Here is a 15796-nt window from a genome sequence, read left to right as displayed (position 1 = left end):
GTATCGATGCTGCCACGCAGCACGCGAGGAAAACTCCGCACGGGAGTCCGGCACGATGCGCGGACGCCGATACCCGAGCGACGGCGCCATGGACATGTCCAATGCCGACATCTGACCAACCTTCCCGTTTGCGAGCCGCCAGGCCCCGACCGTTCTTCGGAATTTCCCGTTTGCACCCGAACGCTTCAGGCACAGCTAAAGATGGAGAAGAGCAAATGTTCCGCTTAGGTATCGGCAACATTGCAACTCGATAATCCGGAGGCATTGCACGTGCCGCGTGAGTACTATGAGAACATCTCCACGGCCGGAGTTCAATTCGAATAATGTTGCAGGTCAAGACTCTAACCGGCAATTTTTCTTCCCAGCACACACCCAAAGGATGTTGGACGATCGTTCACGTTCAATCGCCGCAATGTCACGGTGCCATTTACGCTGTAGTTACCATTTAGTAGCTATAGTTCAGCTATTGAGTAAATCCGCGGAAACGTCGAGGGCTTAGGTCCCGACGGCTGCAATAGCTCACAAAGCGGACATTGCCTCTCACTGCTGACCACAGTTCTTTCGCATGGGTAACTGGACCCGAATCCACGCAACCGAGAACCGTCCCTGCACGCCGGGGACCTATGTCCCCGTAGGTCGAATCCGCCGGACCTGATTGAACTTTCTGCAATTCGCAAGTGAATTGCCCTTCGATATGGAGTAATTCGGCAGACCCGAAATCCCGCCATGCCATCCGGCCAACCCAGACCCGCACTGGGTACCGAAAAAAAGATTTCAAAATTCCCACTATGTGAGATGTGAGCACGTGAAACCTTCCGGCCGGACTGCTCGGAGATTGGCGCTTCGACATGGCGAGGGCGATATGTCTCGATCAAGTAATGTCTGCATATGGCGCCGGACCGATGGCGATGGTCGGCAGTCCCCAGCGGTGCGCAGCCTCGAATCGCACGCAGATGTCGGGTAGCAAGCGAATGGAACTGGAAATGTTGAAGATTCGTGAGATCCGCTCCGAGTCCGGGATCATTCCTCGACTCGCAGTGCGGTGGTTGATGATCGCGCTCGCCACGATCTTTGCATTTTGGCCCACCTGGACCAAGCTTTGGCAGAGCACGGCCAGCGGAACTGCCATCGGCTACGTCTTCGCTCTACCGCTCTTGTGCCTGGTTGCAGCCGTCGGAACAGACTTGAGGCGCGGCCCGGAGCTTCCGATTCACGATCGTGAGACCGACAAGATAGTCGGCTGCATCGGTCTCTTCGTCGCGTTGGGACTTCAAGCGCTCCTGCTACCGCGTTTCGCCGAGACCTACGAACTGATGCATATCGACGTCATCGCAGCCTGGGTATTCGTCTGGAGCGCAGCGGTTCTGATGTTCGGCCTCCGTCCGGTCAATCGGTACTGGGCAATCTGGGTGGTCCCGATCATCTTGGCGCCGCTGCATTACCGCGCCATCGCGACCGAAATGGGCGGGACTCGTTTCGACTACAGCGTCCTCATGGTGCTTGTCGCGTCTGCCGCGACCACGATCGCCGTCAGTAGAACGTGGAGGCGAGGGGCGATCGCCTTCGTCGCCGCAACGGTGCTCGGTGTGGTGATTCTCTACTTCACGATTCAGAAGTATCCCACTGCTCCGCTTTTCGCCGTGCAGTTGTTTCCGGCACTCGGAACCGCAATCGTCGTCGGCGGCGCCTTCTATCTGTACGAACGCCGGGGTAAGTCGCTCAAACCGTTCGACCGACCACTCCGAAAGCCTTCGACAGCCACAAGCAACTGGACCATCCTCGCGGTGTTTGCCGCCGCAGTGCTGATGTTCTTCACGCCGCTGCCATCGACAAGTTTGACCGTCAACGTCGGTCCGCCCCCGGCTACTGCGGATCCTCGACTTGTCGTTCCGCTGGGCTGGCATCAGATTGGAGCATCCGAATACGACTGGCCCCGTCGCTACTTCGGCAGCACCGCCGAACTGAGTCGTCAGACCATTCGGGCCGACACTCCGAATCCCGCTTGGGACTCACAGATGCGGCCTCGCACGGTACAGATTGACGTCGTCCAGGTCCGTCGACCCTCCACGCTCGCCGTGTATCCCAGCAAGACCACCTACGACCTGGAGAACGCGAGAGTCAGCCCGACGGTCACGCTGGAGCTGCCGCACGGGATCGTCGCCGAGATGTACACGATCGTCGACGACGCTCTCCTTCTCACATGGAGCAATCTCAATTTCGTCTGGACGCGGGGCGACGGAGCAGCGCAACGAGTCAGCCTGATCAGCGTCGACAATCACGAACCCGACGCCTACTTCCCCGAACCGAAGCCGTCGATGGCGTCCAACGGTAGCAATACCCTCGCCGTTCTACTGCGTGGTGAAACCTCGACCGAAGACACCGAATCCGAGTACAAGGACCTGGACATGCTCGAAGCACTCGCTCGACTACTCGTGGAGGCTCAGACGTGGTGAACGCAAACCGAAGCCAGTCCAACAGTGTCGTGGTCAGCGGTGACCCGGATACAGCGGAGTACCGCGAGGCCGCCCTGCACGATGCAGTGAACGGTCTACGCGAGCGCCATCCGATCTCATCCGCCTCCGTGGCCTTCTATCCGTGGCAGCGAAATACGTTGTTGGCAGGCTTTGCGCTGGTCGTCGTCAGCCTCGTGTTCTTCCTCGTCCCGACTCTCATCGCGCTGACATTGATCTGCACCATTGGATACATCTGGGCGATGGTCGACCGTCTGATCTTGTTCACGAGGGGTCTCGATGCGTCCTCGATCATGACGATCAGTGACGAGGAGGCACTTGCTCTTTCATACGACGACCTTCCCACCTATACCATTCTGGTCCCCGCATACAACGAGCCTGAAGTCGTCGGCGACCTCATCGCAGCCATGCGAGCGATCGAGTATCCGGCAGACAAGATGCAAGTCCTTCTCCTACTGGAGGAAGACGACGCCGTCACTATCGAAGCTGCACTTGCCGCCGGTGTGGACGAGGTCGTCAGCATTCTGAAGGTGCCCGCGGCCGATCCACGAACCAAACCGAAAGCATGCAACTACGGTCTGCATTTCTCGACGGGCGAGATCGTGACGATCTACGACGCCGAGGATTCCCCCGACCCACTCCAATTACGTCGAGTAGTCGCAACTTTCGCGAAACTTCCCGAGAACACTGCTTGTGTTCAGGCCAAACTTGCATTCCACAACGGAACTCAGAACCTGTTGACCGCGTGGTTCACCGCCGATTACGCGCTGTGGTTCAGCTTCATCCTTCCTGGATTGATGCGGAGCAATTCACCGATTCCTCTCGGCGGCACTTCGAATCACCTACGCCGTAGCGTCCTCGACGAGATCGGGGCGTGGGATCCTTTCAATGTCACGGAGGATGCGGACCTCGGCGTGCGGATTGCAGAGAGCGGATATCGCACCGCGGTCTTGAATTCCACCACGCTCGAAGAAGCCAACAGTGACACGATCAACTGGATCAGACAGCGCTCGCGTTGGTACAAGGGCTATTTGCAGACGTGGCTCGTCCACATGCGCCAACCCGTCAAATTATGGCGAGGATTGGGTCCGATCGGCTTTCTCCGATTCACGATTCTCATGGCCGGCACACCTTTGGTCGCCACTTTGAACATGGTGTTCTGGCTCATCAGTCTGGACTGGATTCTCGGACAACCTGAAGTGATCCACCAGGTCTTCCCCAACTATGTCTATTTCCCCGCGTTGATCTCTCTGGCATTCGGTAATGCCGCTGTTCTCTACATGAACCTCGTGGCGTGCCGAGAAACGCGAAACGCGATGCTCCTCCTCGCCTGTCTGACTGCTCCGTTGTATTGGGTGCTGATGAGCATCGCGGCGATCAAGGGGACCTACCAATTGATTCGCAACCCGTCCTACTGGGAAAAAACCTTCCACGGTCTGAACACGTGACAACGCAACCCTCACGTTCTACACAGGTGTGAGTTATGTCTACTGATCCGCCTCACCCACAATTTCACCCGATTTCGGGTTTCACCGGAAAACGCACAGCTAGATGGTTGCAGTAAACACACAATCCAGTCACAAAACTTAACTACCGGTACGCGAGAACTGCGGTGATTGGTTGCCGAATGATCACAGATCAGCCGTCGAGCGCCTTACGTGTCGAGACGGCGCTGGCTTACCGCGCAGCACTCAGGCACTATGACCGGTATGAGCGGTTTTTCGGAATGGGTGAAGCATCAACTGGAACTTCGCCAAGAAACTGACGTAGCCGATGCTGCGCGTGCGCTGGGAATACGCCCCTCCGAGCTCGGTCGGTGGCTGTCCGCGAAACGCCCTCCCACGCAGGACACGATCAGAACTGCTTGCCGCGTCTTCGACGTCCACGTCCAGGAAATTCTTGTCGCGGCGGGCTACATGACACCTGACGAGTCGGGTCTGGACGACAAGCCGATTTCGCTGTCGTCGCTCAGCACGCAAGATCTCCTCGATGAGCTGGCGAGACGCTCCGCGTCGCATAGCCTTGCAAGTCAGTAGGTCAGCTGCGGATCCGGCTGATCCAATCGTTCCTTGAGCCAGACTCGCAACTCCGGTCCGTACTCGGTGCGACTGAGCGCATGGTCGAGAGATGCTCGCAGAAAGCCTCCCGGGTTACCAAGATCGTGGCGGGTTCCGTGATGGACGACGACGTGAACCGGATGCCCCTCCGCGATCAACAGCGCTATCGCATCCGTCAGTTGTAGTTCGCCACCCTGCCCGGGTGAGATTCGTCTGAGCGCGTCGAACACGGCGCGATCGAGAAGGTATCGTCCGGCCGCGGCGAGAGTGGACGGAGCATCCTCAGGAGCCGGCTTCTCAACCATGCCGATGACGGCAAGCACATCGGGATCGCTGCCCTCCACAGGTGTTTGGACGTCGAATACTCCGTAGGCCCCAACACGATCGGGCGCGACGTCGAACGCGCACAGCACAGAACCACCACGCTCGACACGTACCTTCGCCATCGCGTCGAGAATGCCGCAGGGGTGGACCAGATCGTCGGGAAGCAGCACCGCGAACGAGTCCTCGTCCGCATCCAGCACCGATTCGACCAGACCGACAGCGTGTCCCAATCCCAGCGGAGACTCTTGCACAACCGGCTCCACCGAGATCAGGCCCGGGGCCCGACGCACACGCTCGAGTAGATGGTGCTTCCCGCTGGCGGCGAGCTTGCCCTCGAGCACCAGGTCCTCGACGAAATGCCCGACGACCGATGCCTTGCCCGGCGCAGTGACAATTACCAGACGTTCCGCGCCTGCTTGCGCCGCTTCGCTTGCGACCAGCTCGATCCCGGGTGTATCGACCACGGGGAGCAACTCTTTCGGAACCGTCTTGGTGGCCGGGAGGAAACGAGTCCCCATCCCGGCAGCCGGCACCACAGCAGTCTTGAAAGGCCGTTCAGCGCACCCAGTCATCGTTCACCTCTCCGCTCACACGATGCTCCACACACTTACCGTTACGCGCATGCAGCGGTCGTCCCCTCATTTCGACGACCGAAAGCTCACATCGCATGTACAGCCTGCGCACAAGGTCTACCGGGCGGCCGATGCCGCCGCAAGTTGACTCGAACTCGGAATTCGTTGCGCGCGAGAGCTACACACCACCCCTCGATGTCACTTCCACGAGGGGCACGCCGCACTCCGCGCACTACCCGTTACCGCGGCGAACGGTTGTGATCGTATTTCGACGTTGACCACGGCGGGACGTAGCAACTGGCCAAAGAGACAGGTACGACACAACTTCCGAACTCAGCACCTCAACCGGACCGTCCCCAGCCGACCCGGACGAAGGTCCTGGAAGCGTCGCATCGATGGTCCCGTGCGACTTCACCCGTCTTCAAGTTCGGTTATCCACAGGTGAATGCCACTGAATACCATTGAATACGAACGAAATACGGTCATCACGCCACAACACCAGATTCAGGTTGTTATCAAATCGTGACCATACTCCCACTGGATGGAACTCCCAGTGGACTACTAGCAGTGTCCTAACTTGCCAGTGAAGCAATCACGTCGAAGAGTGGATCGTCAGGCCCGATATCCATTGTGCATTCGTTCGGCCGTGGATCCGGCACGAATGCCCACAGGAGAGCTCCGGCCGTACCGGCCACCTTCTGCCCCGTCAGCTTCGTCTCGATATTCGTGGCTCTGGTCGCCAGTGATTCACAACTGCCTGCCAATTCGCCTGTCTCGGCGACCAACAACGGCTTCCCGACGTTCGCGGCCTGTTCGATGCGACGCGCCAGTCCGTTCCACTGGTCGCCCGGAAGCGGAACCCCGTCTGCTCCGTAGTCGTGATACTGCAGAACGTCGACGAAGTCGGACTCGCTCACGTATTGGTAGTCGCCACCCGCAGTGCCGCACTGACCGCCCCCGACGTATCCGGCCGTGATCAGGATGTTCGGATCGATCGCCCGAAGTTCGGCGCCTGCCGTGTCGAAGAACTCCCGCAACACCTGCGCGGAATCAGACGGGCACGTTCTTGTCCACCAATTGCAGGCGGCATCGGTACACAGGCTCGGCTCCGGCTCCCCCACCAATTCCCACGCCGCGACGGAAGGCTCGTTCTTCCAACGGTCGACGGCGGTGTGCATCCAGTCCTGGAAGCTCATGGTGGCTCGACCTGGGATCAGGTTCGCGACCTTCCACTCGTCGGTGTACCAGTCCCTGGATTTGAACAGCCCGTCATCACACCCGCTGTCCTGGGGTGAGAGCACCGGAATCGTGAACTGATTGTGTCGCGCCGCAGCGTCGAACACCGCGTCCATCGGGCCGAAATCCATCTCCCCGGACACCTTGTTCACCGCGAGCGCCTGGAACGCGTTGAAACGCGTGACGGAGTTCGGTGGCAGAGAACCGAAGTAGGCATCGAGATCGACCATGGCGCCACAGCCGAAGTTCACCGACCAATCAGTGGCCAGTTGATAAGCATTCAGCCCGGTAGGCCACCATGGCTGTCCGTCGAGCGTCAGTCCGCTCGACGACGCTCCCACCCGAACCGTCTTGGGCGAATCGGCAACCACCGGCGTCGTGAACATTCCTGTCACCACCGCGACGGTTGCAAAGCTGACTACAGCGGCAGCGATACGGCGACGCACTGTGCCAGGCACACGCGGACGCACTTCTTCAGAAGACATCTACAACCATCCACGTCATACGGACAATCCTCCCACACGAATTGCCTCATCGACCCGTTTGCCGTTCACCGGTGACGCGATACAAACGCCAGGCCGAAGGGTCCATGCCGCCGTCGTTGGGAACCTCGAGTACCAGCGCTCCCACACCGCCGGCCCCGGTGTCGTACATCGTCGGATAGCGCCGATTGACCGCGTCCGACACACCGCGACCGGTGTTCGGCACCGACAGGATGTATTCGACGTGATGTTCGGCGGGGTTGTTCAGTACGCGCACGAAGTCCGCATCGGAAGGCACGACGAATTGCCGAGGGTTGTTCGACGACGCCACGACGGCATAGCTCTGCACGGTGTCGAGCAGAACCGACCCCTCCGGCAGAGCCAAGTCGTCCAGGTATCTGGCGATGCGACGCTCGGCCGCAAACGTGCGCAGATTCGTCTGCTCCTCCAGGTTCTGCCGGCCCGGAATGATCGCACTGGCAATGGAATGCTCGAGCACTGCGATCCGCGCATTACCCATCGCGACAAACGTGACCAGCGTCGACCCGACCAGCAAGCACAGAGAGATCACAAGGGGCAGAGAGGGCCCCGACTGCTCGGGGTACGTCGATACCGAGCGTGACGCAGCAGCCCCCGGTCGACGCGTGACGACCGGCGCACCGCGAGGTGCGATCAGGACGACCAACACGAAACACAGCGGAATGATCGAAATGTAGAAGCGCAGAAGGGGAAACGTCGATCCCATCACGTAGAGCAAGGTTTGGGCACCGAGGATGGCGCCGAACAACACAAGAGGCACGACCACTTCGGTGTCGCGCCGCCGAAGTGCGTAGATGATTGCAAGGACCGCGAGCACCGGGAGCGCCGGGCCGAGTACGGCCATTTCGGTAATCGAGAACGCGAGACGGGCGATCGGTGAGTCGGTTCCGGCACCAGCCTGCTCCAGGATGGAACTGTTCCCGTAGACCGACGAGAACTGTTGGAACGCTTGACCTGTGATGAGCCAACTGGCAAACGACCACAAGGCGAAGGCAAGGAATCCCGGCATCAGCACTACGGCACCGTCGAGGGCTGCTGCCCAGAGCCGCAAGCCAGGCCCCGCGCCCTCGCCGCGCTCCTCAGCAGTCGGGCGGAAACGAAGCCAACTCACCACGGTCACCAGCACCACCGCGACGAACAGCGGGGCCAATGCGTCGTATCTGGTGAGGTACGCCAGAGCGAACGCGAGGCCGGCACCGATGAGGTCGTGTACGTCGTCGCTTCGCATCCACCGAATCAATCGACGCGTCGCCCACAGAACGAAGAAGAGGAACGGAGCTTCGCTCATTCCGCTCGCCGCGTACATGACGATCATCGGGTTGACAGCGAACAGCACGGTCAGGACGACGGTGACCCATCGCGCACACCCACGGTCGCGGCTGATCCCACGTACCTGAATCACAGCACCAGCCATGAAGGCCGCGGACATCACGACCGCAGTGATGTTCCACCGCAGCAGATCCGGCCACCAATGACCCATCAGGCCCATCGGAATCTGGACTGCCGCCGTCAACGGGGTGAACACGAACCCGATCGCCGCGAAGTGCGGATCACGGCTGAGCAGCATCGCCGACACCGCGGCGACGCGGCTCAGCGAATCGGTGAAGATGAACCCGATACCCGCGTTCATCCACACGCCCAACGCGGTGTAGATCGCGAAGAGCGCGACGAACATCCGCCATGGCTTGCGGCCCGGTAGATCGTGGACCGCGACGGACAGGGCCGGGCGATCGGTGACGGTCACTGTCCGCGACGCCGAGCCACGAGCACACCACCGACGGCAACAGCGATCAGAACCACGGTCCCGAATCCGATCCAGCCGATCGTGACCGCGCTCAGTCCGGTCTCCTCTTCGGCCGAGGTCGCGGTGCCCAACGGGGCGACGTTGACTCCGACATCGAAAGGCTCACCTCCCCGAGGCGCGACCAGGAGATCGCCGGTCAGTTCTGCGAACCGGTCCTTCCCACTTTCCAACCAGTTGAGCAGACCGTCGGCATCGGCCGCATCACCCTCAGAGGTCAGCGCCACCACTTCGTTGTGCGAACCCGAAACCACCTGCAAGGCACCGTATTGTCCACCGAATTCCAGACCCTGCAAGCGCAGGAGCCCTTGATCTGCTGTGTCCATGGGTAGAGCCACCGGAGTGGGAAGCTTCCCGTCCGCCGCGATCAACAACGCCGGCAGCGAACTGGTCGCCGCGTCGCCGAACGGGAGCACACGCGGTTGCAGCGGCAGATAGCTCAACCGCTGCATCGCCACAACGAGGCGCTGCGCGCGAACGAGATCTGCGAAATCACCGTGACTCAAACCGACATCGAGTGTGGGCAGCATCGACTGCGGTAATGCCTGGAATCCTCCAGGCGTCGGCGGGAATCCGGTAGTGGACGTGATGGTGCTTGCCGGATCGACAGTGAGCGAAGACGGGCTACTGGTGCCGCATTGGAAGTCGCCGGTCACATCCATCGAGACTTCGAAGGTCAGGTCGCGACGCAGGAGTTCGTTCGGAACATCGACGCCGATGTCGAAGCGCCCTGTCTCGTTCACCGTCTGCGAAGCAAGCCGTGAGTCCCCCAGCGAAATCGACAGTTCTCCGTTGCGTGAATTCGGCAGCGGTACATAGGAACCGATCATTCGGATCGACACGTCCTTCATCGGACGCCCCAGTTGCGACTGGCTGAACGGGACGTCGACCTCGATGTGATTGAGACCGGAAGCCGTCAACGTTCCGAGCTTCAGCTCACCGACGGTGATGGCGTCCTGGGAAATCTGGGCAACTGTGTTGTCCGGTGACGCGAGCGCCCTGCTCGCCGCCCAGTAGCCGTCGAAGTTCGCCGCCAACAGACTGACCTGAGGAACGAGGGTCTTGTCGTCCCCTGAAATTCGCAGCACTGGTGCACCATTCGGAGCAGCCGCGAGATCGATGCCGGCGTCCCCACTGTTGCCGAGTACTACAGCTCTCTCGAACAGTCCCGGCTCAGCGGACGGCAGACTCTGGCCGTTCGGCAGTTGTTCCACCACCACGGCGTCAGGCTGACTTCCGTACTTGTTGACAATCGCTGCACTCAGCTGCAGAGCCGCACTCTGCTGTGACCGTGACGAACCATCCGTGACGTAGATGGTTGCCTTCCTCAAAATCGGCGGAAAGAAGGTTGCAACAGTCGTGGGCTGCTGCTCGGCACCGTCGTAGGCGACAAAGGCATCCCGGAGCGCAAGGGGCTGGTATCTCGTTCGGTCGTAGCAGCGGTCGTCGACGGGAACGAGGTGAGCGATCATCGACACGGTCACGCTCCGGTCGACCACTTCGAGACCTTGCAACGGAACCGAAATCGGTAGGCCGGTTCCGGCCTGCCCGGCGTCGAAGTCGACGCGGCTCACCAATCTGCCGTCCGCAGTCACTTCGAGCCAACCCCTACTGAAGTCGGTCGGGGCGGTCAGGATTCCGGTCACGGCTGTTGCGGTGAGTCCGTCCGGCACCGGCACGGTCACCAAGACGGGTGCGTCATCGGAGGAGAACACGATGTCTGTTCCTCGTCCGAGTTCGGTGAAGGAGATCGGAGTTGTGGCTGCGGCGGCCACCGAAGTATCTGCGTCGTCCTCGAAATCCTGGGCGGAGGCGACACTGCCGAGCGGAAGCAACAAAGTGACCGCGACAGCCACCGGCATTGCCAGCGCGCGCGTCAGCCAGGTTCGAGAGTGGCCCATCAGCGTGTCTCCTCGACATTTCTTGTTTCCGCGCAATCACCAAACACAAATCACGAGTAGCAATCTCGCCAGTTCGCGACGGTCGCAGGTCCGATCGCACCGTTACGGACAAACAAACCATAACGACCAATTTATGCGTTTGGCTAATTATCCCGGCGGGCGAGACTTTTGTTACGGCATGTCACATGATTAGCAATCACCACCACCGGGAAGTCGAAAGACGCCACTGAAAAGCCCGTCAATACGCCTGAACGTCCGTCCAGTCCGGGCGCTTCACGGGCGGAGAATTCTCAGATAAAGGAAGCTGTGACGATCAATTCGATCATCCCCGCCGGCAAGAGTGCGATCGGAAAGCTAGTCGGTGCGCCGTTCCACTTCGCATCATCGCTGCGCATGGCCAGGGTTTTTCACCCTCACGGGATCGAACTGAAGGGAACATTGAAGCCGGCCACCCCATGGTGGCCGGTATCGGAGTCGTCGACGATTACCGTCACCGCTCGAATGTCGAAAGCCCTCGGAACACCCGGAGACCTACCCGACGTACTCGGCCTGGCGCTTCGGTTGCACGATGTCGGCGCAGATGAAAACCCGTGGGACATTCTTCTCGCAACATCAGGACTTTCTACCTTCTCGAAAATGTTTCCAGCTCCGGCTTTCTCGTGGAACGGCGCGAGATACAGCACACTGGTTCCTTACTCACGCGCGGGCGGTGCCGCGGCGTGGCTGATCGTGACACCGCGCGGTGTCCATCCGGCCGGCACTTCTTTGTCTGCATTGAAAGCTGCGGTCGATCATTCCCCGCTGCACTTCTCCGTGTACCTCGCGAGAATTCAACTTCAGTTGATACCGATCGGGCATCTCTGTCTCGACGAGGTCGAGGACCACCCGGATTGCCTCCAGCCGTCCTTCGATCCGATTCTGAACAGGCCGGCCCACATGCGCATGCTTCCGGAGTGGCTCGCAGAAACGCGCAAGTTCGCGTATCGCGGTAGCCGCAACGGCCGAGGAGACACACAAAAGCGCGGTTGACCGGACTTGCCGATCAACCGCGCCGAAGCTCACTCAGCTTGTGAACTTGTCCTTGATATCCGAGACCTTGTCACTGACAGTGTCTCCGGCCTTCTTGACCTTCGCCTCGCCCTGATCGGCAACACCCTCGGCAGCCAGATCATCGTTGCCCGTGGCGTTTCCGAACTTTTCCTTCGCTTCGCCGATGAGATCCTCAGCGCGGTGCTTTGCCTTGTCGATGAAGTCAGACATGTATTTCTCCTTCTTGAATTCGGTGTGGATTCGGTCGTGCGTTCGGCCGTGGGATTCGGCCGTGGATTCAGTCGAACTCGAACTGCGTGGACAAATGTGTCAGCGTTTTCCGGTGACTGCCTTGACCAGGAACAGCAAGATGACAGCGCCGAGGAGGCAAGTGAGGAAGCTGAAGATCCAGCCCGCGCCCTCGACATCGACGCCGAAGACTCGAAGCAGGAAACCACCGATCAGGCCGCCGATCACACCGACAACGATGTTGAGGAAGATCCCCTGCTGCGCATCGGTTTTCATGATCTTGCTGCCGATCCAACCCGCTAGTCCACCGATGATGATCCAGGCGATGATTCCGAGTGAGAGCATTGTGACTCCTTGAGGTAAGGGACGGCGCAATGAGAGACTGCCGGTGAAGGGAGAGTTCCGAGCGATCGGCCCGCGCAACTAGACCGTGATCGCGGGTTGTGTTTGCACACAACCGGACTCTCCGCCGCACGACGCGGGGGATCGTGCACTCAGTAGCAGCCACATTGTCTGCTTACCTTTCTATCAGGTGTTCACGACAGAACCAAAATGACTGGCGATTCACCACATACGAGAAACGACACTCACCGACGCGCACATGATCAGCGTCACTACGATCGCGATCGCCATCGAGGTCACGGTCGCAAGGAGCAACGTGACACACAGTGCCACAGCAACATCCATGACTCTGTGCACGATCGGGAGGTCTACCAATACCCGGTCACCGGGAGGCTCAAACCTCGATTGATCAGAGAGTTCTCGGCTCATCGCGTTTCGCGCTTTCCACGGCGATGTGAGTTCTGGTCGCGACGGATGGATCACCGACCACCGCAGCGACTTGATCCCCCGTGTCGGTGACGCGAGAAATCAGCTCGGACAACGTTTCCGATCCGGATACGACGCTACGTCTCAATGTCACTCGCAAATCGATCGTGCGAACTCCACGATCGAGCAACGCTTTTCCTCGGACACGCGACACTTCGTCGAAGTCCTCCAGTGATGCGCTCGCCCCTTCCGCCACCGCACCCAGATCCGCGGTGGTGGAATTGTGTGAGTTCGACCCATGGACGGCGATCTCCTTCACCCGACGCAGCGGCACATGCGCGATCAACCACCGCAACGCGAGGAGGACTAGCAGTACTCCCCCAGCTCCGACAGCCCATGGCCACCACGAGTGATCGACAAGATCTTCAGCCCACGGGATCTCGATACGCGCCGGGAAATCCTTGATCACGTCGCGATTCCACAGGATCGCTGCAACTCCCACCGCTATCGCGAGCATCCCCACGACGCATGTCGCCACGCGATCCATCGCCGTCGCCGTCCGAGTCATGACAGCGATCCCGTCTGGATACGAACCTTGATTCGCGGCGATGGTGACAGCGACCCGGCCAAGTCCCCCAGCACCGCACGGATTTCCGATTCAGCGGTGGCGGCTCCATCGGGCGTGACCGAGGCCTTCACTTCCAGCTTGCGCCGGGTCGCGTGTGACGAAGCGGATCGAACCTGGGCCAGTGACTCGACGCGAACAGACGCTATCGCCGCTACATCGGCGGGATCGATCCACGTATTCGCGACTCCGACCAAGGCATTGGCAGTCTTTCGTCGCGGTTTGAGTCCGAGGATGACGAACCACAGGCCGAGAACGACGGCTGCGATCCCCGCCGGCAACATCCAACCCTGGTACGCGAGCCCGTCCACATATGCGGCAGCACTTGGTATCCACTGCGACCCGGTGATCACGCCGGTATCCACCAGCGCGTCGCGGACGCCGACCACGCCGAGCGCAAGTAGCGCCGCGGCGATGAGGAATCCCGTGACGGCCGATCCGGGCGCCGCAAGGGGAACAGGAGCAGCAGCCCTCGAGGCAGTGGGTGGTGCGACCTTGTCGGCGGTCATCGCACTTTCCTTCCCGCGTCACGCGTGGTCGATGCCGGGAGAACGCTCACGATCGCCACGTCCACGCCGTCTACGTCCAGGCCCGATACAGACTGCAACTGGGTTGTCACGTTCTCTCGCACCGCGGTACCGATGACCGACAAGGATCCGGGCCACTCGATCGCGATGTCCACCTTGGCCCGTACCCGCTTGCCGGATACCAGCACTCGCGCCCTCGGCAGTTCACGCCCGGTCAGTTTGTCCATGCCGCCGGCGTGATGACGCACCCCCGGGGTCCCGCGCGTCGCCTCGAGAACCAACTTCTGCGCGACTCTGTCTCGAATCGTCAGCGTTCCACGATCGCCCGGCTCGGCAAGCACAGACGACTCCGGTCGAGCTGTCTCAGCCACGTCCGCGACCCTTCAGCATCACACCGAGATCGAACTCGCCGTCACGCTGACCACCGACGAGGTATCCGATCACACCGAGAACCAGAGCGATGAGGAATCCGGTGAAACCGCCTGCAGCAGCTGCGACTCCGAGAAGTAGTCCTGCCAGTAGGCCGACAGTCGAGGTGGTCATGTGAATCCTCCGTTGTGGATGATGTTCGTTGGTGCCTGTCAGATCTCGGTGTAGGTCTTGGCACCCGGAAACCGAGCGCGCAAACGCGTGTACTGGGCCCGAACGGGTTTGGCTATCTGTCGCATCGTGCCGCGCAGCGACGTGCGCACAACCACACCGATCGGGGATGCGAAGTCCCGGTCGACGCGTTCGAGCGCTCGATTGAGCGCGTCAGCAGATCCACCCACGTCGGGGTGGTAGTTCCTGATCGCCTCTCGGCGTGCGGATCGTCGATCAGGAACTGAACCCCGAGAGTGCTCAGGCATCGCGTCCACGACCGACTACGTCTTCCACTGTCACGTTCACGGGGCCTGTAACGAGTCCTGAAACCGCTTGGCGGATACGTAAAGCCGTGTCTCGAACGGCGGCGTCGGCGAAGATGCACACATGGATGTCTGTCGACGACTCCGTCACCCGCACGCCGACGACGCGGCGACCGGGGAGGTACGTGCCAACCTCGCCGAACATTCCGGCATGAAGCGAGGCGACCCCAGGTATCCCCGTCACAGCCGCCGCGATGGTGTCGGCGATTTCGGAACTCACTGCACCCGTGCAGTCTTGGGCTCGCCGGTTTCGTCGTCACTGCCCTCGTCGAGGTGAACGTCGTGAACCGTGATGTTCACCTCGGTCACTTCGAGACCCGTCATCCGTTCGAGCGCCGCAATGACGTTGCGGCGAATGCCGGTGGCCAGATCGGCGAGCGATACGCCGTACTCGGCCACGATGTCGATGTCGACCGCTGCCTGCTTTTCGCCGACCTCGACCGATACTCCCTGGGAGTGGTTGACACTCGCGCCGGGGATCCGCTCGCGCAGTGCCCCGACAACCCGCGACGCTCCGCCGCCGACGTCGTACACGCCGCTCACCTCTCGCGTGGCGATGCCGGCAATCTTCGAGACAACGGTGTCGGCGATCGACGTCTTTCCTTGCGAACTCACGAGAGCCGAGTCGTTCGATGATGCAACATCCTTCGTAGATGCTGTCGCAACCTGCGTGCTGACCATTGTCATCTCCTCCTGTTGATCGATCTACCTGTGTAGTCGTCACTCGAAGGCAAAACCGAATGCCCCAGTCAGGTGACGTGCATCACTGACACTTGTTAGTTACTGTCCGTAACATTCAACGCCCCGGCC

At 60.4% G+C, this 15796-nt stretch carries 18 protein-coding genes; 4 read left to right on the top strand and 14 right to left on the bottom strand.

Annotation, left to right across the window (positions count from 1 at the left end; genetic code table 11):
* Positions 1–983 precede the first annotated feature (983 nt).
* The 3 genes from A0W34_RS06405 to A0W34_RS06395 all read left to right on the top strand — a co-directional run bounded on the left by A0W34_RS06405 (position 984) and on the right by A0W34_RS06395 (position 4507).
* Positions 984–2453, top strand: a complete 1470-nt coding sequence (locus tag A0W34_RS06405) for a hypothetical protein (protein WP_232330000.1) — start codon at positions 984–986, stop codon at positions 2451–2453.
* Complete coding sequence (locus tag A0W34_RS06400) at positions 2447–3919, top strand: glycosyltransferase (RefSeq protein ID WP_081305432.1); 1473 nt, start codon at positions 2447–2449, stop codon at positions 3917–3919. The genes A0W34_RS06405 and A0W34_RS06400 overlap by 7 nt, the downstream gene beginning before the upstream one ends.
* 261 nt (positions 3920–4180) lie before the next feature.
* Positions 4181–4507: a helix-turn-helix domain-containing protein gene (locus A0W34_RS06395; RefSeq protein WP_228232489.1), complete on the top strand. Its 327-nt coding sequence runs from the start codon at positions 4181–4183 to the stop codon at positions 4505–4507.
* Here the strand turns inward: A0W34_RS06395 and A0W34_RS06390 are convergent.
* From A0W34_RS06390 to A0W34_RS06375, 4 genes are all read right to left on the bottom strand, one after another.
* Complete coding sequence (locus A0W34_RS06390) at positions 4501–5424, bottom strand: UTP--glucose-1-phosphate uridylyltransferase (protein ID WP_081557488.1); 924 nt, start codon at positions 5422–5424, stop codon at positions 4501–4503. The genes A0W34_RS06395 and A0W34_RS06390 overlap by 7 nt on opposite strands.
* Before the next feature lie 572 nt (positions 5425–5996).
* On the bottom strand, positions 5997–7145 hold the full coding sequence (locus A0W34_RS06385; RefSeq protein ID WP_081557487.1) for a cellulase family glycosylhydrolase: 1149 nt from the start codon (positions 7143–7145) through the stop codon (positions 5997–5999).
* 46 nt (positions 7146–7191) lie between these two features.
* Positions 7192–8925 carry an ArnT family glycosyltransferase gene (locus A0W34_RS06380; protein WP_003943618.1) on the bottom strand — a complete coding sequence of 578 codons (1734 nt, stop codon included), beginning with the start codon at positions 8923–8925 and terminating at the stop codon, positions 7192–7194.
* Complete coding sequence (locus A0W34_RS06375) at positions 8922–10883, bottom strand: hypothetical protein (RefSeq protein WP_081557486.1); 1962 nt, start codon at positions 10881–10883, stop codon at positions 8922–8924. The genes A0W34_RS06380 and A0W34_RS06375 overlap by 4 nt, the downstream gene beginning before the upstream one ends.
* A 306-nt stretch (positions 10884–11189) precedes the next feature.
* Between A0W34_RS06375 and A0W34_RS06370 the strand changes: the two genes are divergently transcribed.
* Complete coding sequence (locus tag A0W34_RS06370) at positions 11190–11912, top strand: hypothetical protein (RefSeq protein WP_063314882.1); 723 nt, start codon at positions 11190–11192, stop codon at positions 11910–11912.
* A gap of 33 nt (positions 11913–11945) precedes the next feature.
* On the opposite strand, the gene A0W34_RS06365 is transcribed toward A0W34_RS06370, so the two are convergent.
* The 10 genes from A0W34_RS06365 to A0W34_RS06325 form a co-directional block, all read right to left on the bottom strand.
* Positions 11946–12143: a CsbD family protein gene (locus A0W34_RS06365; protein WP_007726588.1), complete on the bottom strand. Its 198-nt coding sequence runs from the start codon at positions 12141–12143 to the stop codon at positions 11946–11948.
* A 99-nt stretch (positions 12144–12242) separates the two neighbouring features.
* The gene (locus A0W34_RS06360) at positions 12243–12506 is read right to left on the bottom strand and encodes a GlsB/YeaQ/YmgE family stress response membrane protein (protein ID WP_047890188.1); all 264 of its coding nucleotides are present in this window, start codon (positions 12504–12506) and stop codon (positions 12243–12245) included.
* A gap of 219 nt (positions 12507–12725) precedes the next feature.
* Positions 12726–12848 (bottom strand): hypothetical protein, encoded by a 123-nt coding sequence (locus tag A0W34_RS33625; protein ID WP_256520448.1) that lies wholly within the window; start codon positions 12846–12848, stop codon positions 12726–12728.
* Positions 12849–12912: 64 nt separating this feature from the next.
* Positions 12913–13497, bottom strand: a complete 585-nt coding sequence (locus A0W34_RS06355) for a hypothetical protein (protein ID WP_081557485.1) — start codon at positions 13495–13497, stop codon at positions 12913–12915.
* The gene (locus A0W34_RS06350; protein ID WP_019747451.1) at positions 13494–14063 is read right to left on the bottom strand and encodes a DUF6286 domain-containing protein; all 570 of its coding nucleotides are present in this window, start codon (positions 14061–14063) and stop codon (positions 13494–13496) included. Before A0W34_RS06350 ends, A0W34_RS06355 begins: the two co-directional genes overlap by 4 nt.
* Positions 14060–14452, bottom strand: a complete 393-nt coding sequence (locus tag A0W34_RS06345) for an Asp23/Gls24 family envelope stress response protein (protein WP_042452300.1) — start codon at positions 14450–14452, stop codon at positions 14060–14062. The genes A0W34_RS06350 and A0W34_RS06345 overlap by 4 nt, the downstream gene beginning before the upstream one ends.
* A complete protein-coding gene (locus tag A0W34_RS06340) occupies positions 14445–14624 on the bottom strand; it encodes a hypothetical protein (RefSeq protein WP_003943629.1) in 180 nt (59 codons plus the stop codon). Before A0W34_RS06340 ends, A0W34_RS06345 begins: the two co-directional genes overlap by 8 nt.
* Positions 14625–14662: 38 nt before the next feature.
* The gene (locus A0W34_RS06335) at positions 14663–14851 is read right to left on the bottom strand and encodes a hypothetical protein (RefSeq protein WP_232329999.1); all 189 of its coding nucleotides are present in this window, start codon (positions 14849–14851) and stop codon (positions 14663–14665) included.
* Positions 14852–14921: 70 nt separating this feature from the next.
* Positions 14922–15206, bottom strand: a complete 285-nt coding sequence (locus tag A0W34_RS06330) for a hypothetical protein (RefSeq protein WP_054781084.1) — start codon at positions 15204–15206, stop codon at positions 14922–14924.
* A complete protein-coding gene (locus tag A0W34_RS06325; RefSeq protein WP_003943699.1) occupies positions 15203–15667 on the bottom strand; it encodes an Asp23/Gls24 family envelope stress response protein in 465 nt (154 codons plus the stop codon). Before A0W34_RS06325 ends, A0W34_RS06330 begins: the two co-directional genes overlap by 4 nt.
* Positions 15668–15796: the final 129 nt, after the last annotated feature.

The sequence above is a fragment of the Rhodococcus sp. BH4 genome, from assembly GCF_002079265.1.
Classification (GTDB): Bacteria; Actinomycetota; Actinomycetes; order Mycobacteriales; family Mycobacteriaceae; genus Rhodococcus_F; species Rhodococcus_F qingshengii.
This window is presented reverse-complemented; position numbering and strand designations above follow the sequence as displayed.